Here is a 20,614-nt window from a genome sequence, read left to right on the forward strand (position 1 = left end):
GCGGGCGGAGGGGGACAGGGGGTTGGGAGGGGGGTCGGGCTGGTCACGCGGGCTCCGTGAGGGCGCGGTCCAGCGGGACGTCCGCGGGCGTGGTGACCGCGGACGGGTCCAGGTCGGCCGGGGTGGGCATGACGCTGCCCGGCAGTTGTACGGCGGCCGCGCCGTGTGCCACGGCCGAGGCCAGGGCGGCCGGCCCGAGGCCGCCCGCGGCGAGGAATCCGGCGAGGGAAGCGTCGCCCGCACCGACATTACTGCGGACGGCGGCGACCCGGGCCGCGCCGAAGTAGGTGCCGGTCTCGTCGACGAGCAGCTGACCGTCCGCGCCGAGGCTGGCCAGGACGGCGCGCGCGCCGAGCGCCCGCAGCTCCTCGGCCGCCTTGACCGCGTCGCCGACGGTGGCCAGCGGGCGGCCCACGGCCTTTGCCAGCTCCTCGGCGTTCGGCTTGACGACGTCGGGGCGCTCGCGCAGGGCCGCCGTGAGCGAGGGGCCGGAGGTGTCCAGGGCGATCCGGGCGCCCGCGCGGTGGGCCCGCGCCACGAGTTCGGCGTACCACTCGGGGGCGAGCCCGCGGGGCAGGCTGCCGCAGCAGGCGATCCAGTCGGCGTCGGCCGACTGCGTCCGTACGGCCTCCAGCAGCGCCTCCGCCTCGGCGGCGGTCAGCTCCGGCCCGGCCGCGTTGATCTTGGTAAGGGTGCCGTCGGGCTCGGCCACGGAGATGTTGACCCGGGTCGAACCCTGCACGGGGACGCCCGCGGCCTCGATCCCCAGCTCGCCGAGCAGCCGCGCCAGCAGCGCACCCTCCGGCCCGCCCAACGGCAGTACGGCGACCGTGCGGTGCCCGGCGGCGGCCACGGCCCGCGAGACGTTGACTCCCTTGCCGCCGGGGTCGACCCGGTCGGCCGCGGCGCGCAGCACGGCGCCGCGCTCCAGCGCCGGAATCTCATACGTACGGTCCAGGCTGGGATTGGGGGTGACGGTGAGGATCATACGCGCGCTACTTCCGTGCCCTGCCGCTCGATGGCGAGGGCGTCCTGCGGGCTGAGCCCGGTGTCGGTGATGAGCAGATCGACATGGCCGAGGTCGCCGAACCGGGCGAAGTGCTCCTGGCCGAACTTGGACGAGTCGGCGAGGAGGACGACCCGGCGGGCGGCGGCGACGATGGCGCGCTTGACGGCGGCCTCCGCGAGGTCGGGGGTGGTCAGACCGCCATCGAGCGAGAAGCCGTTGGTGGCGAGGAAGACGACATCAGCCTTGATCTCGCTGTAGCCGCGCAGCGCCCACGCGTCCACCGCGGCGCGCGTGCGGTGGCGGACCCGGCCGCCGACGAGGTGGAGGGCGATGCCGGGGTGGTCGGCGAGCCGGGCGGCGATCGGCAGCGCGTGGGTGACGACGGTCAGGTCGGACTCCAGCGGGACCGCGGCGGCGAGCCGGGCCGCCGTCGAGCCCGCGTCGATGATCACGCTGCCGTCGGCGGGCAGTTCGGCGACGGCGGCGCGGGCGATGCGGTCCTTCTCGTCCGCGGCGGTGCTCTCGCGCTCGGCGAGGTCGGGTTCGAAGTCGAGACGGCCGGCCGGGATGGCACCCCCGTGCACGCGGCGGACCAGGCCCGCCCGGTCGAGCGCCCGCAGGTCGCGCCGCACCGTCTCGGCGGTGACCTGGAACTCCTCGGCGAGGGACAGCACATCCACCCGCCCGCTCTCGCGGGCCAGCCGGAGGATCTCCTGCTGCCGCTCCGGTGCGTACATGTGGGTTTACGTCCTTTCCATGCCCGAACCTGTGATTTCGCGGCCAGATTACGTCCCCAATGCCGGGAAGTAAACAGACTCGGGCAGAAAACAATCCCGTACGGACACGCCCGGACCGAAGCCGGACCCGATCGGGCATGGCAGTGCGACGTCCGAATGCCGCCGGAATCTCCGCCCCCGCCCCACGAGGATCGAGCCATGTCCTCCAGGACGGCACAGACCACAACAGCACAGACCACAACAGAACGAGGGGCACAGATGGCACTCGACGGTAAGGCGGCACTGGTCACCGGCGGCAGCCGGGGCATCGGCGAAGCGGTGGCACTCCGGCTCGCCGAGGACGGCGCCGATGTCGCCCTCACCTATCAGAACAGCGAGGAGCGGGCGGCGGCCGTCGTCGACCGGATCAAGGCCCTGGGCCGCCGGGCCTGTGCCGTCCAGGCCGACAGCGCGGACCCGCGCGCCGTACGCGAGGCCGTGGCCGGTGCGGCCGCGGAGTTCGGGCGGCTCGACATCCTGGTCAACAACGCGGGCACCGGCGTGCTCGGCCCGATCGGCGACCTGACGACGGAGGACGTGGACCGCGTCCTCGCCGTCAACGTCCGCGCACCCTTCCTGGCCGCCCAGGCCGCCGCCCGCCACCTGACCGATGGCGGGCGCATCATCAACATCGGCAGCTGCATGGCCGAGCGCGTCGCCTTCCCCGGCGGCTCGCTGTACGCGATGAGCAAGACCGCCCTCACCGGCCTGACCAAGGCGCTGGCCCGCGAGCTCGGCCCGCGCGGCATCACCGCCAACCTCATCCACCCCGGCCCCATCGACACCGATATGAACCCCGCCGACGGGGAGAGCGCCGCCATGCAGAGCGGCTTCACCGCGCTCGGCCGCTACGGGCGGCCGTCGGAGATCGCCGCGACCGTCTCCCACCTCGCCGGGGACGACGGCCGGTACATCACGGGGGCGTCGATCGCCGTGGACGGTGGCTTCGCCGCCTGAGCTACTCAGGGTTGAGCCCCGGCGCCTGGGGGGGGAGAGGCGCCGGGGCTCGGCTATGGGCAGACCGGGGTGATGAGGGGCGGTGGCTCAGGCCGCTTCGTCGAAGCCGGTCTGGCGCGCCATCTTCTTCAGCTCAAGCAGCGCGTGCTTCTCGATCTGGCGGATCCGCTCGCGCGTGAGGCCATGCTGCTTGCCGACCTCGGTGAGCGTGCGCTCCCGCCCGTCGTCGATGCCGTAACGCGCCTTGATGATGGACGCGGTGCGGTCGTCGAGCCGGCCGATCAGATCCTCCAGCTCCTCGCTGCGCAGCAGCGTCATCACCGACTGCTCGGGCGAGACGGCCGAGGTGTCCTCCAGCAGATCGCCGAACTGGGTCTCGCCCTCGTCGTCCACCGACATGTTCAGGCTGACGGGGTCGCGGGCCCAGTCGAGCACGTCCGAGACCCGCTCGGTCGTGGAGCCGAGCTCCTGGGCAATCTCCGAGTGCTCCGGCTCACGGCCGTGCTCACGGTTGAACTCGCGCTGCACCCGCCGGATCCGGCCGAGCTCCTCGACCAGGTGGACGGGCAGCCGGATGGTGCGTGACTGGTCGGCGATCGAGCGCGTGATGGCCTGCCGGATCCACCACGTGGCATACGTCGAGAACTTGAAGCCCTTGGTGTAGTCGAACTTCTCCACCGCGCGGACCAGGCCTGCGTTTCCCTCCTGGATCAGGTCGAGAAGCGGCAGCCCGCTACGCGGGTACCGGCGCGCGACGGCCACGACCAGGCGCAGGTTGGAGCGGATGAAGACGTCCTTGGCGCGGGCGCCCTCGGCGGCTATCGCCTCCAGCTCCTCGCGGCTCGCACCGGCCGCCGGGGCCTCGTCGATCTCACCGTCCAGGATCTGCTGGGCATAGACACCGGCTTCGATGGCCTGAGACAGCTCGACCTCTTTGGCCGCGTCGAGCAGCGGGGTTCGAGCGATCTCGTCGAGATACATGCCGACCAGGTCGCGATCGGCGATCTCCCCGCCTGTGGCGCGAACACTGTTGGCCCCATCAGCGCCACTGCCGGTGGCCTGATTGCGGGCGACGGCACGGGTTGCCATGCGTGCTCCCTTACAGATGGATCGGGCGCGGACTATGGACGGTGTTCCTGCCGGGTGCCCCGTCCGATGGAAACAACGACTGGAATCCGGACAGAATTCCCATGCAGCGCACACCTTTTCGCGATCATGCAGTACCCTGTCCGAACACGCGGCGTCGATTTGTCCTCATAACACCTGGAAGTGCAGGTCAGGGCGGGTGTCATCCGGTCGGCGCCCGCGGTTGCTCTCACCCCCCAAGACGTCCCCGGCCGGATTCCGGTTGCGCGGCCGCCCCACCGACGCCGCACGGCGCCCGGCCGAGTTGCCGGGTCCGTCACCCGGGTGTGCGCTGGTGAGTGAGAGGTCAGGGCGCCACGGAAGGAGAGCCTGCCATGAACGCCCCCACCGCAGCTCCGGCGCGCCACCGCCATCACCCGCACCTCCGCATTCCGCACCCCCACCTCCAGGCCCGCCCGCATCCCTCCGCGTCCTGGGTGGTCCCGGTCGTCCTGGGCATCCTCTACGGCGGATGGGCGATGTTCATCGACCACAACCAGGGGACCCCTGCGCCCTGGGCCGCCCTGCTCGGCGTGGTGGCGGCCGTGGTCGTCGGGGCGCTCTGCTATCTCGTCGGCAGGGTCCAGTCCGCCCTGATGCCGGAGCTGAGGTCGGCCGCGTACGGAGCGCTCTTCGGCTGTGCCTTCGGCTTCATGTACAGCCTGAGCGGGCACGCCGTGTTCCGCTCCTCGATGATGGGCCTCGGCGGCGCGCTGGCGATGTACGCCGCGTCCCTCTATGTCTTCCGCACCCGCTCCATGTCTTCCACCCCCGCTCCGACAAAGCCGGCTGAAAGGGACGGCCCCTAGGGCATCCCCGGCCATCCCTAGGTCCACAGGCCCCGACCGCGCGGCGTAGGTCCGCGGGCCCCGCTCCGGTACATCGCCGGACCGTTACGGTGCCCGGCGCCCCTGCCTAGCGTGGCGTGCATGGACGACACGAGCGGCACCCTCGACGAAGCACTGGAACGGCTGCACGCCACGGGCCCCGAGCGCGGCGGCTGGCTGACCAACCACGCCCCGATGGCCGTCGAGGCCCTGGTCCGGCACGGGCAGGGCCCCTCGGTGCACCGCTGGCTCGACTACTACGCCGGCAAGCTCGAGGACATGCCGACCCCGTACGCCACCGTCACCGCGGAGAACTGGCCCGAGGCGCTCGGCGACCCACGCCGGATCGCCGACTGGGCCGCGTACTTCACCCGCGAGCTCGCCGACCGCCCCTGGCGCGAGGTCCTCGCCCGGTGGTGGCCGCGGCTGCTGCCCGGGATCGCCGGCGGGGCGACGCACCCGGTCATCCGCGTCGGCCACGCGGTACGCACCCTGCTCGGCGAGACGCGCCCCGCCGCCGACCTCCAGGACGCCCACTCCCCCGCCGGGTTCCGCACCGACGAGCTCGCGACCGGGCCCCGCGCCCGTGAGCTGGCCCACGCTCTCGGCTACTGGGCCGCCCGCCACGCCCCGCTGCCCCCGCTCGACCGGCTGCCCGGACCCGCCCCGCGCACCGCCGCCGAGGCGATGGCCGCCGTACCGCGCGTCGCGGACCAGAGCGGCGGCATCCGCGACCGGCTGGCGCAGATCACCAGGTTCCCGGTCTGGCCCGATCCCGGCCCCGGGGCGCTCGGCCCGGACCGGGCGCGCGAGCTGCTGGCCGAGCTCGTACGGTCCGCGGCCCACCGCTACGCCACCCACGCCCACGGCTCGCCGATCATGCTGGTCCACGCCGTGACCGCGCCCAACGCCGTGCTGCGCACCCTGCCCGCGCTCCCGCGCGAGCTGTGGGCGACCAGCCTGGACGCGGCATGGGCGGCGAACGCCGCGGTGCTGGCCGCGTACGCGCCGCCCACGGCCGTTCCGCCCGGCGAGCTGCCGTCCGTACCGGCCGGGGCCACGCCTGCCGAGCGGGCCGAGGAGGTCTTCACTCGCGCCGCCGCACACGGCGACGAGCACGCGATCAAGCTGACCGACACCGTGCTCGATGTCGTGGCGATGCCTAAAGCAGCGATATCGGAAGCGGCGGAGGCGGAGGCGACCGGCGGGGGCGACGACCTCGCCCTGGCCGCGGCCCTGCGCGCATGCGCGCTCATCGAGCCGATCGCCTGACCCCGCGCATCCGCGCGCGACCGTCAGCCGAACTGCACGGACCGCTTGGCCAGCCCCATCCAGAAGCCGTCGATGACGCTGCGCTGGCTGCCGAGGTCGGACTCCGCGGCGCCCAGGGTGACGAACAGCGGGGCGAAGTGCTCGGTGCGCGGGTGGGCCAGGCGGCCCGCCGGGGACTTGCGCTCGAAGTCCAGCAGCGCGTCGACGTCCTGGGCGTCCAGCGCCCGCTGCCCCCAGTCGTCGAACTCCGTCGACCAGCCGGGCGGCATCGGCCCCACGTTCCGCAGCGCGGCCAGGTTGTGGGTGAAGAAGCCGCTGCCGACGATCAGCACGCCCTCGTCCCGCAGCGGGGCGAGCTTGCGGCCGATGGCCATCAGCTCGCTCGGGTCGAGGGTGGGCATCGACACCTGCAGTACGGGGATGTCGGCGTCCGGGTACATCTCGACGAGCGGGACGTACGCGCCGTGGTCCAGGCCCCGGTCCGGTATGTCCTGGACGGGCGTGCCCGCCGTACGCAGCGTCCCGCGCACCCGCTCGGCGAGCTCGGGCGCGCCGGGGGCGTCGTACCGCACCCGGTAGTAGTGCTCGGGGAAGCCCCAGAAGTCGTACACCAGCGGCACGGCCTGGGTGGCCCCGAGGGCCAGCGGCGCCTCCTCCCAGTGGGCGGAGACCATCAGGATCGCGTTGGGCCGGGGCAGCCCTGCCGACCAGGCGGCGAGCTGGCCGGGCCAGACCGGGTCGTCGGCGAGCGGCGGCGCGCCGTGGCTGAGGTAGAGGGCGGGCATGCGCCCGCCCGGTGCGGACGAGGAAGCGGACGGTGTGGTGGCGGCGGACATGGCGGCTCCCGAAGCCATAACTTGAACTCTCAAGAAAAGTTTTCGGGACTTACTGTAGTGACCAGTAGTTTAAATTTCAAGAAATGACTCATACAATGGACTTGTGGAAGCCATGAAGACCCCCGCAGACGCCGAAGACCCCCGCTGGCTCAGCGATGACGAGCAGCACACCTGGCAGGCCTACGTCCAGGCGAACATGCTGCTCGAAGACCATCTCGACCGTCAGCTGCAGCGCGACGCGGGCATGCCGCACGTGTACTACGGCCTGCTGGTGAAGCTCTCCTGGGCGCCTCGACACCGGCTGCGGATGACGGAGCTGGCCGAGGCCGCGAAGATCACCCGGTCCCGCCTCTCACACGCCATCACCCGCTTGGAGAAGAACGGCTGGGTACGGCGCGAGGACTGCACCTCCGACAAGCGCGGCCAGAACGCCGTGCTGACGGACGAGGGGTTCGAGGTGCTGCAGAAGGCGGCGCCCGGCCATGTCGAGGCCGTGCGCGCGGCCGTGTTCGACCGGCTCACACCGGAGCAGGTCCGCCAGTTCGGCGACATATGCCGCATCATCGCCGACGGCCTGCAACCGAAAGGCGCCGACCTCCCCTGGCTGCGCTGACCCCGGGCACGGAAACCGGCTCTGAAACGGGCACGGAAACGGGCACGGAAACCGCGGAAAGCCCCGCTCCTCCCGGAGCGGGGCTTTCCGCGTCGTACAGCGACAGCCGCAGCCACAGCCGCAGCCGTGCCGCGCGTATCAGTGCGCCATGACCGGGATCGCGTCCTCGGCCGCGCCCTCGCCGGAGCCGGTGGCCGCGGAGCCGCCGTCCTGCCGCCCGGCGGTGACGAAGGTGACGGCGACCGCCGCGGCGACCAGCAGGATGCCGACCGCCCACCAGATGGCCGTGGTGTAGCCGTGCACCAGCGACTGAAGCTCCAGCACCTGCCGCGAGGGGGCCGTGGCCGCGTGCGACCTGCCGTACTCGTTCCCCGCGCTGGTGGCGATGGTGTTGAGGAGCGCGGTGCCGATCGCGCCGCCGACCTGCTGCGAGGTGTTGACCATGGCGGAGGCGACACCCGCGTCACGCGGCTGGACGCCGTGCGTGGACAGGCTCATCGCCGGCATGAACGCCGTACCCATACCGAGGCCCAGCAGCAGGAACGCGGGCAGGATCAGGAGCGGGTACGAGGTGTCCAGGTCGATCTGGGTCAGCAGCAGCATGCCGACCGCGGCGACCACGAAGCCCGGGCCCATCAGCATGCGGGCCGGGACCCGGGTCATCAGCCGGGTGCCGATCTGCGTCGAGCCGGTGATCATGCCGACGATCATCGGCAGGAAGGACAGACCGCTCTTGACCGGGCTGTAGCCCTTCACGATCTGCATGTAGTAGGTGAGGAACAGGAACAGACCGAACATGCCGATGATCGCCAGGCCCAGCGCCAGGTAGACGCCACCGCGGTTGCGGTTGGTGACGACGCGCAGCGGCAGCAGCGGCTCCTTGACCCGGGACTCGACGACCGCGAAGGCGGCCAGCAGCACGACGGCCGCGACGAACAGCCCGATGGTGAGGCCCGCGGTCCAGCCGTCGCTCTCGGCGCGGGTGAAGGCGTAGACCAGCGAGACCAGGCCCAGCGTGGCCAGCAGAACACCGGGGATGTCGAGCTTGGCGGGGTTGCGGCTCTCGGCGGGCTCACGGATCACGGAGATCGCGCCGACCGCGGCGATGATGGCGAACGGGATGTTGACGAAGAACGTCCAGCGCCAGTTCATGTACTCGGTCAGCACACCGCCGAGGATCAGACCGACGGCACCGCCGCCACCCGCGATGGCGCCGAAGATGCCGAACGCCTTGGCGCGCTCCTTGGCGTCGGTGAAGGTCACCGCCAGCAGCGAGAGCGCCGACGGGGCGAGCAGCGCGCCGAAGACGCCCTGCAGCGCGCGGGCACCGAGCAGCATCGGGGAGTTGAGCGCGGCGCCGCCCAGCGCCGAGGCGGCCGCGAAGCCGACCAGTCCGACGATGAAGGTCTGCTTGCGGCCCCACAGGTCGGCGAGGCGTCCGCCGAAGAGCAGCAGACCGCCGAAGGCCAGCGCGTAGGCCGTGATGACCCACTGCTTGTTGCCGTCGGAGATGTCCAGGGCCTTCTGGGCGGAGGGCAGCGCGATGTTCACGATGGTCGCGTCGAGCACGACCATCAGCTGGGCGAGCGCGATGAATATCAGCGCTTTCCAGCGCCGGGGATCGACGGAGGGTGCCGTTTCAGGCATGAGTGGACCTACCTAGCGGTGCGGAGAGCGAAAAACGGGACGTTCGGGCGTGCGTAAGGGACGTACGTAAGGAACTGATAGCGCAACGGACTGACACAACAACGACGTGGCGGCGCTCCGGAACGTGACATCGAGCGGCGGCGCCACGGCTCGTTACTGCCTACGAGCCGTTACTGACGACGAGAAGACTGACTGGCGAACGAACGAGAATTAATCGGTCCAGGTCACCGGACGACGCGTGATGTGCGTCACGGACGACGCTTCAGATCCTCCAAAGTGGCCGCGGAGCCGGACAGTACGGAGCGCCCCGGGGCAGCCAGTCCGTCCAGGAACAGCTGCAGGTGCCGGTGCACGAAGATGTCGAAGTTCACACAGGCGCCGCCGGGCAGCGGCCTGGTGAGCTGAGTCAGGGCGACCATCAGATCACCGACGTCGATGTCGGTGCGCAGCTGGCCGGAGTCGCGCCCGGCGGTCATCAGGGCGCCGATGGCGTCCTCCAGGCGCGTTTGCGCGGCGATGTGGTCAGAGTGCTCCTTGTCGATGCCGTCGGAGAGCAGCGGGCACAGCGCGCCGACGCGCTCCTCGGCCGCCGCGTGCACGAAGCGACGCAGCGCCGCGAAGGCGTCGGGCTCCTCCGCCAGGGCGACCTCGGCCTGGTCGGCGATGCGCTCCGTCACCGAGACGGTGACGTGGTGCACCAGCTCGCGGCGGTCCGCGAAGTGCCGGTAAAGGGTGGCATTGCCGACCCCTGCCCGTCGAGCGATTTCATCGAGCGAGACCTCGGCCCCGGACTCGACGAGCACCTCGCGGGCCGCCGCGACGATCCGCTCCCTGTTGCGCAGGGCGTCGGCGCGCAGCCTGGGCCGCGCGGGCTGCTGGGTGGTGACGGTACCCACGACGGCACTCCTTCCTGCACGACGATTCGGCTTTCAACATTTCCGGGGACTCGGTCCCCGTTTCGTACATCGAGTTAAACGGGGAGACAGTCCCCGGAAATTTCACGAGCCGACGTGACCTGCCTCACACCTGTCCGGCGGTCGATCCGCCCGGACGGAGCAGCCTTTTCCCCCGCCCGGCCGCACCCCACAGGCGCCCGGACGGGCGCCGCCACACGGTGGGACTCGCCATGAAGCACTCACGCGAGATGCCCCAGAAGCACTCATGCGAGACGACCCGCCACCGAACCCGCCATCGAGCCCGTCACCGCATACGCCACCGCATACGCCATCGCATGCGCCACCGAATACGCAGGCCCCGCCGAGGCAGCGCGTTCGCCGCGGCCGCCGTGCTCACGCTGGCCGCGGCGGCCACTCCGGCGGCGGTCCCCAGCCCGCCCCCCGCTCCCGCCCCTCCCGTGCGCGCCCCGGCCCTGTCGGCCAATCCGGCGTACGGCGCCGCCCTCGCCCCCTGCGCCCTGGCCCCCGGCAAGGGGCTGCAGATGACCGAGGGGCTGCCGACCGGGCATGGCTACGTCCGCAGCACAGGGACGGTCAAGGCCCTCACCCTCATGATCGACTTCCCCGACATCAAGGGCCAGGGCTCCGCCCGTAAGCGCTACGCGGAGTTCTTCCCCCAGACCTCGCGATGGTTCAAGCGCGGCTCGTACGGCCGGCTGACGTACCGGCCCGCGGCCCCGATCAACCACTGGCTGCGCATGCCCCGCTCCTTCCGCAGCTACGGCATCAAGCGCGGCAGCCCCTTCGAGCCGGGCTACCGCAAGCTGGTCGCGGACATCGCCAAGGCCGCCGACCCGCATATCGACTTCAGCCGCTACGACCTGGTCAACGTCCTGGTCACGCCCAACGCCGGGCCACCCGCCGCACGCGCCGTGCTGTCCGTCACCTACGCCGACAACCAGCACGCCCCGATCGCCGACGGCGTCCCCCTCGCCAATGTCTCCTTTGTCTACAGCCGCCAGGACGACGGCTCCGGCACGCTCGCGCAGACCGGCTATCGCGTGCTCCCGCACGAGAACGGCCATGTCTTCGGGCTCCCCGACCTCTACACCCACCGGGGCGGGGACAGCGCGGGCCACTGGGACGTGATGTCCGAGGACTGGGGCATCGGAAACGACCTGCTGGCCTGGCACAAGTGGAAGCTCGGCTGGCTCGGCGCGGGGCAGGTCACCTGCATCGCCCGCCCCGGCATCACACGGCGGGCCCTCGCCCCGCTCGGCCGGCGGGGCGGAACCAAGCTGATCTTCGTCCCGGTCTCGAAGTACGCCGGGTACGCCGTGGAGGCGCGCACCAGCGAGGGCAACGACGACGCGGTCTGCAAGGCCGGCGTCCTGGTCTCCTGGGTGGACACCCGCGTCGACTCCGGCCAGGGGCCGATCACCGTCGTGGACAGCACCCCGGGCAGCGGCGGCTGCACGGAGGAGCGCAATGTACACCTCGGGCTGAGCGACGCGGCCTTCACGCCCGGCAAGACCTTCACCGGCGGCGCGCTGGGCACCGGCATCCGGGTCCGGGTCACCGAGCGCGACGCCCGCGGCGACTACCGCGTCGAGATCACCCGGTACGCCAGTGGCGGCGGCCGCGGCTGATCAGCAGAAGCTGTCTGCGGGCGGTGGCCGCCACCCGCCGTACGGACTCGGGGTCGCCGGAGGGGCCGCCCGACTCTTCGCCGGGCCGGCCCCCGGACCGATCGCCGGGCTGATCGCCGGGCTGGGCCTCCAGGAACGCCGTCGCGGTCATCACCATGTGGTCCACATACAGCTCGGCAAGCATCCGGACATCCTCGGGGGACCAGCCCTCCGCCGTGAGCTGGGGCGCGAACGCCTCGGCGACCTCGTCGGCGAAACGGCCCAGCTCGGCGGCTATCGCCTCCCGTACGGGCCGTACGCCGCCGTGGCGCTCGCGCGCGATGAAGCGGATATGCGCCGGATAGCGGCGCACCAGCTCGGCGACGGCTTCGACGGTGGCGTCGATCAGCTCCTCGTCCCCGTACCGCTCGGCGAGGATCACCCGGACCACCCCGTGCAGGCTGCCCAGGGACTCCTCCACCAGCGCCACGCCGAGGTCGCTCATATCGCGGAAGTGCCGGTAGAAGGCGGCCGGAGCCACGCCCACCACGCGCGTCACCTCGCGCAGGCCCAGGCTGCTGAGGCTCTGGTCCTCCAGCAGCCGCAGCCCCGCGTCCAGGAGCGCCCGCCGGGTCCTCTGCTTCTGGGCCTGCCGGACCCCGAGGGTGTGACTCATGTCATTCAGTAAACAACCGTTCGCCGACTTTTTCCAGTGGCGTGCAGGGGTACCCTGAAGTCAGTGAACAACTGTCATCCCAAGTGTTCACCGAATCACTGGAACCTGTTCGCCAAACGCCACCAAGGCTCTCGAGAGAGGCACACATGCTCTTCATCGTCGCGGCTCTCGCCCTGGTGGGGATCCTCCTGGGAGCGGCGGCCCACACCCCGCTCCCGGTCTTCCTCGCCGCCTCCGCCGCCATCGCCACCTGGCTGCTGATCTTCTTCATCCGCGAACGCACCGGGCACAAGGAGAGCTGACCCATGGCACTGACCGCATCCACCACCCGCACCCCGTCGGCCGCGCGCCGCCGGGACGCCGACGGGATGGCCGTGGCCTCGTTCGTCCTCGGCCTGATCGGACTGCTGCTCTTCAACGCCGTCTTCGGACCGTGCGCGATCATCCTGGGCGCGCTGGCGATCGCCCGGCAGACCCAGCGCCGTGGCCGCGCCCTGCTCGGCCTCGCCCTCGGAGTCGCCGATGTGGCCCTGCTGATCACCCTCGTGACGCTGGACAACTCGGTCTTCTGGCAGTTCGGCTGACGTTTCGCAACCCCGCCGGCCTTCGGCACCCCAACGGCCCCTCCACTCAGTGGAGGGGCCGTTGCCCGTACGTACCGCCCCAGGTGACCCCGCCCACTGGACATCAACGTTGGTTAGGCTAACCTAACTATGGCCTCGGGCGATGTCCGTGGCTGCCCCCGTACGCATCGAGAGAAGGCGTCCCATGCCTCACCCCAGTGCCCTCCCCCTCTCCCGCCGCGGCCTGTTGGCCGCCGGCGGCCTCGCTGGACTCGGCGCCCTCGTCACCGCGTGCGGGAGCAAGGACGGCTCGGGGTCCTCCAACGACGAGGGCAAAAGCGGCGGCGAATCCTGGTCGTTCACCGACGACCGCAAGAAGAAGATCAGTCTCGGTGGCACCCCCGAGCGCATCGTCGCGTACATCGGCTCGGCGGCCGCGCTGCACGACTTCGGCATCGACGACCAGATCGTCGGCGTCTTCGGCCCGACCAAGCTGAAGAACGGCAAGCCGGATGTGCAGGCCGGCGACGTCGACGTCGACAAGGTGACCATCCTCGGGGAGACCTGGGGGCAGTTCAAGGTCGAGAAGTACGCCTCGCTCAACCCCCAGCTGCTGATCACCAACATGTACGACCCGGGCGCCCTCTTCTACGTCCCGGACGATGCCAAGGGCAAGATCCTCGCCCTGGCCCCCAGCGCCGCCCTCACCACCGGCCGGGTCTCCATGCTCGAGCCCATCAAGCGCTACGCCGAACTCGCCGCCGCCCTCGGCGCCGACCTCAAGGCCAAGAAGGTCATCGACGCCAAGGCACGCTTCGAGGCCGCCTCCGAGACGCTGCGCAAGACCGTCAAGTCGAAGAAGATCAAGGTCATGGCCTGCTCCGCCAGCGCCGACCTCTTCTATGTCTCCAACCCGGCGGTCAACGCCGACCTGATCTACTTCCGCGAGCTCGGCGTCGACTTCGTCGTCCCGAAGAAGACGGACAAGGGTGGCTACTTCGAGAGCCTGAGCTGGGAGAACGCCGACAAGTACGGCGCCGACGTGCTGTTCCTCGACAACCGCACCGCCACCTTGCAGCCCAAGGACCTGACCGCCAAGCCCACCTGGTCCAAGCTCCCCGCGGTCAAGGCCGACCAGATCGTCCCCTGGAGCAGCGAGCCGCGCTTCTCGTACGCGGGCGCCGCCCCGCACATCGAGGCCCTCACCAAGGCCATCCAGGACGCGAAGAAGGTCAGCTGACCCACAGGGCAAGCGAAGGGAAGAGACCGCTCTCATGACCACCGCAGCCACCCCCCACACCTCCACCGCCCCGGCCCCGGCCGAACCGGCCCCCGCCGCCGTCCCGTTCCGCTTCTTCGATGTGCGGGTCGTCCGCACACGGGCCCTCGGACCGTCCATGGTGCGGGTCACCTTCGGCGGCGAGGCCCTGAAGGACTTCGCCTCCGGCGGCCGCGACCAGCGCTTCAAGCTGTTCCTGCCGCACCCCCACCAGGACGCCCCCGTCGTGCCGGTCGAGGCGGGCCAGGAGTGGTTCCCCGTGTGGCGGGCCATGGACCCCGCCACACGGGCCGTCATGCGCTCGTACACCGTGCGCGAGCAGCGGCGCGACCCCGAAGAGGTCGACGTGGACTTCGCCCTGCACGGCGCCGACGCGGCCGGCTCCGCCACAGCGGGCGGCCCGGCCTCCCGCTGGGCCGCGCACGCCCGGCCCGGGGACCGCGCCATGCTCCTCGGCCCGGTCGTCCCCGACAACGGCGGCGTCGACTTCCGCCCGCCGCCCGGCACCGACTGGGTGCTCATCGCCGCCGACGAGACCGCGCTGCCCGCCGTCGCCGGAATCCTCGACTGGCTGCCGGCCGGTATCGGGGCCAAGGTCTGGATCGAGGTGCAGCACGCCGAGGACCTGCGGGAACTGCCCACCGAAGCGGACGCCGAAATCGTCTGGCTGATCCGCGACGGCGCCGACCCCGCCGACCCCCGCTCGGCCCTCCTCCTGGACGGCGTACGCGACGCGGCGCTGCCCGAGGGCACACCGTACGCCTGGCTCGCGGGCGAGGCCGGTACGGTCCGCGCGCTGCGCCGCCACCTCGTACGCGACCGCGGCTTCGACCGCAAGGCGGTCACCTTCACCGGCTACTGGCGGCTGGGCGCCACCGACGACCAGCTCGTCGAGGAGGCCGTGACCGGCACCGGCCCAGCGTCGGACGACGACTGACCAACGCGGCCCAGCACCCCGCGCACACCGGCACACCCCCGCACCGCACATCCTCACCCCGCACACCCCGCGCACCCACACCCCCGTCCAGGGCACACCCATGCCGTGTCCAGGGCACACCCATGCCCGCAAGCAGCCCACACCCAGAAGGGACAGACCGTGAGTCTCCTCGCGCACCTCGCTGAGGACCCGTCGTCAGGGCCGATACCCGGGGCGGCGGATGGCCGGGCCCACCTCTTCAACGACCGTACGGCGGCCCGCTATCGACGGTCCGTGTCCGATGGCGTCGGCCTGGTGGCCTCCACCGTCGCCCGCACCACCCGCCCGTTCACCGGCGTCACCCCCGCCGAACTCGCCCCCGAGATCTCCGGGATCGACCTGGAGCGGCCACTGGGCGACCCGGCCGCCGCCCTCGACGAGCTCGAACGCGTCTATCTCAAGGACGCCGTCTACTTCCACCACCCGCGGTATCTCGCCCACCTCAACTGCCCCGTGGTCATCCCCGCGCTGCTCGGCGAGGCGATCCTCTCCGCCGTCAACTCCTCGCTGGACACCTGGGACCAGAGCGCCGGCGGCACCCTGATCGAACGGCGCCTGATCGACTGGACAGCGGCGCGCATCGGGCTCGGCGAGGCCGCGGACGGCGTCTTCACCAGCGGCGGGACGCAGTCCAATCTGCACGCGATGCTGCTCGCCCGCGACGAGGCCTGCAAGCTGGTGGAGAAGGAGACGGCGGCGGCCGGGGCGCCGCTCACCAAACCCCAGATCCTGCCCCGGCTGCGCATCCTCGCCTCCCAGGCGAGCCACTTCTCCATCGCCAAGGCGGCCGCCGTGCTCGGGCTCGGCTACGAGGCGGTCATCCCCGTGTCCTGTGACCAGGACCGGCGGATGCGCACCGCCGCGCTCGCCCGCGAGCTCAACCGCTGCCACCGCGAAGGCCTGGTCGTCATGGCGGTCGTGGCCACCGCCGGGACCACCGACTTCGGCTCCATCGACCCGCTGCCCGAGATCGCCGACCTGTGTGCCCAGGCCGGGACCTGGCTGCACGTCGACGCGGCGTACGGCTGCGGCCTGCTCGTCTCCCCGCGCCGCCGGCACCTCCTCGACGGCATCGAGCGCGCCGACTCGGTCACCGTCGACTACCACAAGTCCTTCTTCCAGCCGGTCAGCTCCAGTGCGGTCCTGGTGCGCGACCGTACGACGCTCAGCCACGCCACGTACCACGCCGACTACCTCAACCCGGCCCACAGCGCCGAGCGGCTCATCCCCAATCAGGTGGACAAGTCCCTGCAGACCACCCGGCGCTTCGACGCGCTCAAGCTGTGGCTGACGCTGCGCGTCATGGGCGCGGACACCGTCGGGGAGCTGTTCGACGAGGTGGTGGACCGGGCGGCCGAGGCCTGGCGGCTGCTGGACGCCGATCCGCGGTACGAGGTGGTCACCCGGCCGCAGCTGAGCACGCTGGTCTTCCGCTACACCGGCCCACCGCCCACGAGGCCCGCGCGCCTCGACGCCAAGCGGCTGGACGCAGGGCTGTCGGACCCCGAACTGTTGGACCGGGCGAATCTGCACGCGCGCGAGGCGCTGGCCGCCTCCGGCGAGGCCGTCGTGGCCGGGACGGTGGTGGACGGGGCGCACTACCTGAAGTTCACGCTGCTCAACCCGGAGACCTCGCTCGGCGATATCGCCCACGTCCTCGACCTCATCGCCGGCCACGCCGACCGGTACCTCTCCGCCCCGCACGCCGCCGAACCGGAGTTCACCCGGGCCCGGGCCAGCTGACCGCCTTCCACCCCGCCGGAGACCCACGTGACCACCGTGTCGCTTTCCCACGATTCCCACGATTCTCGCGATTCCCACGACTCCCACGACTTCATCGCCATCGGCCTGGGCCCCTTCAACCTCGGCCTCGCCGCGCTCACCGACCCGATCGACGAGCTGAACGGGCTGTTCCTGGAGCGCAAGCCGGACTTCGACTGGCACTCGGGGATGTTCCTCGAAGGCAGCACGCTCCAGACGCCGTTCCTGTCCGACCTGGTCACCCTCGCCGACCCCACCTCCCCGTACTCCTTCCTCAACTACCTGAAGGAGAACGGCCGCCTGTACTCCTTCTACATCCGCGAGAGCTTCTATCCGCTGCGGGAGGAGTTCAACGACTACTGCCGCTGGGTGGCCGCCCGGCTCGGCTCCGTCCGCTTCGGCCAGGAGGTCACCTCCGTCGAGTACGACGAGGCCGACGGCCGGTATGTCGTCCACACCACCGAGACGGCGACCGGCGAGCGCCGCACCTGGCGGGCCGGGCGGCTGGTGCTGGGCACCGGGACGCCCCCGTACGTCCCCGAGGCCTGCCGTGGCCTCGGCGGCGACCTGATCCACAACTCCCGCTATCTGGAGCACAAGGAAGCCCTGCAGGCGAAGGAGAGCATCACCGTCGTGGGCAGCGGCCAGAGCGCCGCCGAGATCTACTTCGACCTGTTGCAGGACATCGACACGCACGGCTACCGGCTCGACTGGATCACCCGCTCGCCCCGCTTCTTCCCCCTCGAATACACCAAGCTCACTCTGGAGATGACCTCCCCGGAGTACGTGGACTACTTCTACGGGCTGCCCGCGCACACCCGCGAACGGCTGAACACCGCGCAGAAGAACCTCTATAAGGGGATCAACTCCGATCTCATCGACGCCATCTTCGATCTGCTCTACATCAAGAACCGACGGGGCCCGTGCCCGACGCGGCTGATGACCAACACCGCGCTGCGAGAGGCCTCGTACGACGCGGCCGGCGGCTCGTACACGCTCGGGCTGCGCCAGGAGGAGCAGGGCCAGGACTTCACCCTCACCACCCAGGGCCTGATCCTGGCCACCGGCTACCGCTACCAGGTGCCGGAGTTCCTGACGCCGGTCCGGGACCGCATCGCCTGGGACGAGGCCGGACGCTTCGCGGTCGCCCGCGACTACAGCATCAACACCGCCGCCGCCGGGCGGGAGATCTACGTCCAGAACGCCGAGCTGCACACCCACGGCTTCGTCACCCCCGACCTCGGGATGGCCGCCTACCGCAATTCATGCATCATCCGCGAGTTGCTGGGCCGCGAGCACTACCCCATCGAGAAGACCATCGCCTTCCAGGAGTTCGCGGCCCCCGAGGGGGTGCTTCGATGAGCACGGCTCTCTTCACCCACAGCGACGCAGCGCTCGGCCGCTTCTCCGTGCGCCCCCTCGACCCGGACGCCGACGCCGAACTGCTGCACCACTGGGTCACCCACCCCAAGGCGTCCTTCTGGCTGATGCAGGACGCCGACGTGGGGCAGGTCGCCTTCGAGTACGGGAAGATCGCCGCACATCCGCACCACGACGCCTTCATCGGCCTGCACGAAGGCCGCCCCGCCTTCCTGGTCGAGCGCTACGACCCGGCCCGGGTGGAGCTGGCGGGCCTCTACCCCGCCCAGGAGGGCGACGTCGGTATGCACTTCCTGTGCGCGCCGGCCGACACCCCGGTGCACGGGTTCACCCGGGCGGTGATCACCACCGTCATGGAGTTCCTCTTCGCCGACCCGGCGACCCGGCGCGTCGTGGTCGAGCCCGACGTCCGCAACACGGCGGTGCACCGGCTCAACGCGGCCGTCGGCTTCGAGATCGCGGGCACGGTCGCCAAGCCGGAGAAGGACGCGTACCTCAGCTTCTGCACCCGCGACCGATTCCGCGCCGCGACGGCGGGCGCGACCACCACCACCGCTCAAGGAGTGCCCCGATGAGCCCCCGCGACGCCGTCGCCCACCTCACCCCCGCCCTCTGGGAGCGGGCGGGCCGCCTCCTAGTGCGCAAGGCGCTCGCCGAGTTCTCCCACGAGCGCCTGCTCGCCCCCGAGCCCCTGCCCGACGTCCCCGGCCACTACGTCGTCACCAGCGACGACGGCTCGGTGACCTACCGCTTCGCGGCCCGCCTGCTGGCCCTGGACCACTGGATGGTCGACGCGGACTCCGTCACCCGCCACACCACCCGGGACGGCTCCGAGCTCCCCCTCGACGCGCTCGACTTCTTCCTGGAGCTGCGCGGGCGGCTGGGGCTCGGCGACCAGACCCTGCCCGTCTATCTGGAGGAGATCAGCTCCACCCTCTCCGGAACCGCGTACAAGCTCAGCGGCCGGCCGGTCAGCGCCGCCGAGCTCGCCAAGTCCGACTTCCAGACGGTCGAGACCGGCATGACCGAGGGCCACCCCTGCTTCGTCGCCAACAACGGCCGCCTGGGCTTCGGGGTGCACGAATACCTCTCGTACGCCCCCGAGACCGCGAGCCCCGTGCGGCTGATCTGGCTGGCCGCGCACCGCGACCACGCCACCTTCACCTCCTCCTCGGACCTCGACTACGACGGGCTGATCGGCGGCGAGCTGGGCGAGGCCACCCTGGCCCGCTTCGCCGACACCCTGGCCGGACTCGGCCTCGACCTCGCCGACTACCGCCTCATCCCCGTCCACCCCTGGCAGTGGTGGAACAAACTGTCGGTCACCTTCGCCGCCGAGGTCGCCCAGCGGCGCCTGGTGTGCCTGGGCACCGGCGACGACGCGTACCTCGCGCAGCAGTCGATCCGCACCTTCTTCAACACCGGCGACCCGGCCAAGCACTATGTGAAGACGGCCCTGTCCGTCCTCAACATGGGCTTCATGCGCGGCCTCTCCGCCGCCTATATGGAGGCCACGCCCGCCATCAACGACTGGCTGGCGGGTCTGATCGCGGGCGACGGGCATCTCCGCGCCGCCCGCTTCTCGATCATCCGCGAGCGCGCCGCCATCGGCTACCACCACCGGCAGTACGAGCGCGCCACCGACAAGTTCTCCCCGTACCGCAAGATGCTCGCCGCACTGTGGCGCGAGAGCCCCGTCCCCACACTCGAACCGGGCCAGCGGCTGGTCACCATGGCCTCGCTCCTCCACACAGACCCCGACGGCGGCTCCTTCGTCAGCGCGCTCGTCGAGGAGTCCGGCCTGCCCCCCGCGCGCTGGCTGCGCCGCTACCTCGACGCGTACCTGAGGCCGGTGCTGCACTGCTTCTACGCCTACGACCTGGTCTTCATGCCGCACGGCGAGAACGTCATCCTCGTGATCGAGGACGGCGCGGTGCGGCGGGCGATCTTCAAGGACATCGCCGAGGAGATCGCCGTCATGGACCCGGACGCGGTCCTTCCGCCGGACGTCACCCGGATCCGGGTGGAGGTCCCCGAGGACAAGAAGCTGCTGTCGATCTTCACCGATGTCTTCGACTGCTTCCTGCGCTTCCTGAACGGCATCCTCGTCACCGACGGCCTCCTGGAGGAGGAGGCCTTCTGGCGGACGGTGGCGGAGTGCGTCTCGGACTACCAGGCGTCGGTGCCGGAGCTGGCGGAGAAGTTCGAGCGGTACGACATGTTCGCGCCCGAATTCGCGCTGTCCTGCCTGAACCGGCTGCAGCTGCGGAACAACCAGCAGATGCTCGACCTTCAGGACCCGGCCGGGGCGCTCCAGCTGATCGGGACGCTGGAGAACCCCATCGCGCGGTTCGGGGAGACGCCCTAGAAGGAGGAGGAGGAGGCAAGGGAGG

General features: G+C 71.1%; 20 protein-coding genes. 13 read left to right on the forward strand and 7 right to left on the reverse strand.

Annotated features, from left to right (window positions below; translation table 11 throughout):
* Positions 1-43 precede the first annotated feature (43 nt).
* Both pfkB and PV419_RS10805 read right to left on the reverse strand, forming a co-directional pair.
* The gene (pfkB, locus tag PV419_RS10800; RefSeq protein ID WP_319687747.1) at positions 44-988 is read right to left on the reverse strand and encodes a 1-phosphofructokinase; all 945 of its coding nucleotides are present in this window, start codon (positions 986-988) and stop codon (positions 44-46) included.
* On the reverse strand, positions 985-1,746 hold the full coding sequence (locus PV419_RS10805) for a DeoR/GlpR family DNA-binding transcription regulator (protein ID WP_319687748.1): 762 nt from the start codon (positions 1,744-1,746) through the stop codon (positions 985-987). Before PV419_RS10805 ends, pfkB begins: the two co-directional genes overlap by 4 nt.
* Positions 1,747-2,004: 258 nt before the next feature.
* Here PV419_RS10805 and PV419_RS10810 point away from each other — a divergent pair, with 258 nt between their 5' ends.
* Positions 2,005-2,742, forward strand: coding sequence for a 3-oxoacyl-ACP reductase family protein (locus PV419_RS10810; protein WP_319687749.1), 738 nt, complete (start codon positions 2,005-2,007; stop codon positions 2,740-2,742).
* Positions 2,743-2,829: 87 nt separating this feature from the next.
* Here PV419_RS10810 and PV419_RS10815 read toward each other — a convergent pair whose 3' ends face one another.
* On the reverse strand, positions 2,830-3,831 hold the full coding sequence (locus PV419_RS10815) for an RNA polymerase sigma factor RpoD/SigA (RefSeq protein WP_319687750.1): 1,002 nt from the start codon (positions 3,829-3,831) through the stop codon (positions 2,830-2,832).
* Positions 3,832-4,202: 371 nt separating this feature from the next.
* Between PV419_RS10815 and PV419_RS10820 the strand changes: the two genes are divergently transcribed.
* Entirely contained in the window at positions 4,203-4,676 is a 474-nt protein-coding gene (locus PV419_RS10820) for a hypothetical protein (protein ID WP_319687751.1), read from the forward strand.
* A 120-nt stretch (positions 4,677-4,796) separates the two neighbouring features.
* The gene (locus PV419_RS10825) at positions 4,797-5,966 is read left to right on the forward strand and encodes a questin oxidase family protein (RefSeq protein ID WP_319687752.1); all 1,170 of its coding nucleotides are present in this window, start codon (positions 4,797-4,799) and stop codon (positions 5,964-5,966) included.
* Positions 5,967-5,989: 23 nt separating this feature from the next.
* Here the strand turns inward: PV419_RS10825 and PV419_RS10830 are convergent, their stop codons facing one another.
* Positions 5,990-6,802 carry a class III extradiol ring-cleavage dioxygenase gene (locus tag PV419_RS10830; RefSeq protein WP_319687753.1) on the reverse strand — a complete coding sequence of 271 codons (813 nt, stop codon included), beginning with the start codon at positions 6,800-6,802 and terminating at the stop codon, positions 5,990-5,992.
* A 103-nt stretch (positions 6,803-6,905) separates the two neighbouring features.
* Between PV419_RS10830 and PV419_RS10835 the strand changes: the two genes are divergently transcribed.
* Positions 6,906-7,415 (forward strand): MarR family winged helix-turn-helix transcriptional regulator, encoded by a 510-nt coding sequence (locus tag PV419_RS10835; RefSeq protein ID WP_415925283.1) that lies wholly within the window; start codon positions 6,906-6,908, stop codon positions 7,413-7,415.
* A gap of 138 nt (positions 7,416-7,553) precedes the next feature.
* Here the strand turns inward: PV419_RS10835 and PV419_RS10840 are convergent, their stop codons facing one another.
* The gene (locus PV419_RS10840) at positions 7,554-9,062 is read right to left on the reverse strand and encodes an MFS transporter (protein WP_319687755.1); all 1,509 of its coding nucleotides are present in this window, start codon (positions 9,060-9,062) and stop codon (positions 7,554-7,556) included.
* 248 nt (positions 9,063-9,310) lie between these two features.
* Complete coding sequence (locus tag PV419_RS10845) at positions 9,311-9,958, reverse strand: helix-turn-helix domain-containing protein (RefSeq protein WP_319687756.1); 648 nt, start codon at positions 9,956-9,958, stop codon at positions 9,311-9,313.
* Positions 9,959-10,293: 335 nt separating this feature from the next.
* On the opposite strand from PV419_RS10845, the gene PV419_RS10850 reads away from it, so the two are divergent.
* Positions 10,294-11,607, forward strand: coding sequence for a M6 family metalloprotease domain-containing protein (locus tag PV419_RS10850; RefSeq protein WP_319687757.1), 1,314 nt, complete (start codon positions 10,294-10,296; stop codon positions 11,605-11,607).
* Here the strand turns inward: PV419_RS10850 and PV419_RS10855 are convergent.
* Positions 11,573-12,262, reverse strand: coding sequence for a TetR family transcriptional regulator (locus PV419_RS10855; RefSeq protein ID WP_319687758.1), 690 nt, complete (start codon positions 12,260-12,262; stop codon positions 11,573-11,575). The two genes, PV419_RS10850 and PV419_RS10855, sit on opposite strands and share 35 nt — an antisense overlap.
* 146 nt (positions 12,263-12,408) lie before the next feature.
* Here PV419_RS10855 and PV419_RS10860 point away from each other — a divergent pair, with 146 nt between their 5' ends.
* From PV419_RS10860 to PV419_RS10895, 8 genes are all read left to right on the forward strand, one after another.
* Positions 12,409-12,564 carry a hypothetical protein gene (locus PV419_RS10860; protein WP_319687759.1) on the forward strand — a complete coding sequence of 52 codons (156 nt, stop codon included), beginning with the start codon at positions 12,409-12,411 and terminating at the stop codon, positions 12,562-12,564.
* Between the two features lie 3 nt (positions 12,565-12,567).
* Entirely contained in the window at positions 12,568-12,846 is a 279-nt protein-coding gene (locus tag PV419_RS10865; protein ID WP_319687760.1) for a DUF4190 domain-containing protein, read from the forward strand.
* Positions 12,847-13,030: 184 nt separating this feature from the next.
* The gene (locus PV419_RS10870; protein WP_319687761.1) at positions 13,031-14,065 is read left to right on the forward strand and encodes an ABC transporter substrate-binding protein; all 1,035 of its coding nucleotides are present in this window, start codon (positions 13,031-13,033) and stop codon (positions 14,063-14,065) included.
* A 34-nt stretch (positions 14,066-14,099) separates the two neighbouring features.
* Positions 14,100-15,041 carry a siderophore-interacting protein gene (locus PV419_RS10875; protein ID WP_319687762.1) on the forward strand — a complete coding sequence of 314 codons (942 nt, stop codon included), beginning with the start codon at positions 14,100-14,102 and terminating at the stop codon, positions 15,039-15,041.
* Between the two features lie 159 nt (positions 15,042-15,200).
* Complete coding sequence (locus tag PV419_RS10880) at positions 15,201-16,823, forward strand: aspartate aminotransferase family protein (protein ID WP_319687763.1); 1,623 nt, start codon at positions 15,201-15,203, stop codon at positions 16,821-16,823.
* A 27-nt stretch (positions 16,824-16,850) separates the two neighbouring features.
* Positions 16,851-18,203, forward strand: coding sequence for a lysine N(6)-hydroxylase/L-ornithine N(5)-oxygenase family protein (locus PV419_RS10885; RefSeq protein WP_319687764.1), 1,353 nt, complete (start codon positions 16,851-16,853; stop codon positions 18,201-18,203).
* Complete coding sequence (locus PV419_RS10890; protein ID WP_319687765.1) at positions 18,200-18,796, forward strand: GNAT family N-acetyltransferase; 597 nt, start codon at positions 18,200-18,202, stop codon at positions 18,794-18,796. Before PV419_RS10885 ends, PV419_RS10890 begins: the two co-directional genes overlap by 4 nt.
* Positions 18,793-20,589, forward strand: a complete 1,797-nt coding sequence (locus tag PV419_RS10895) for an IucA/IucC family siderophore biosynthesis protein (RefSeq protein ID WP_319687766.1) — start codon at positions 18,793-18,795, stop codon at positions 20,587-20,589. The genes PV419_RS10890 and PV419_RS10895 overlap by 4 nt, the downstream gene beginning before the upstream one ends.
* The last annotated feature ends 25 nt before the right edge of the window (positions 20,590-20,614 follow it).

The organism is Streptomyces sp. ME19-01-6 (assembly GCF_033793745.1).
In the GTDB taxonomy this organism is placed as follows: domain Bacteria; phylum Actinomycetota; class Actinomycetes; order Streptomycetales; family Streptomycetaceae; genus Streptomyces.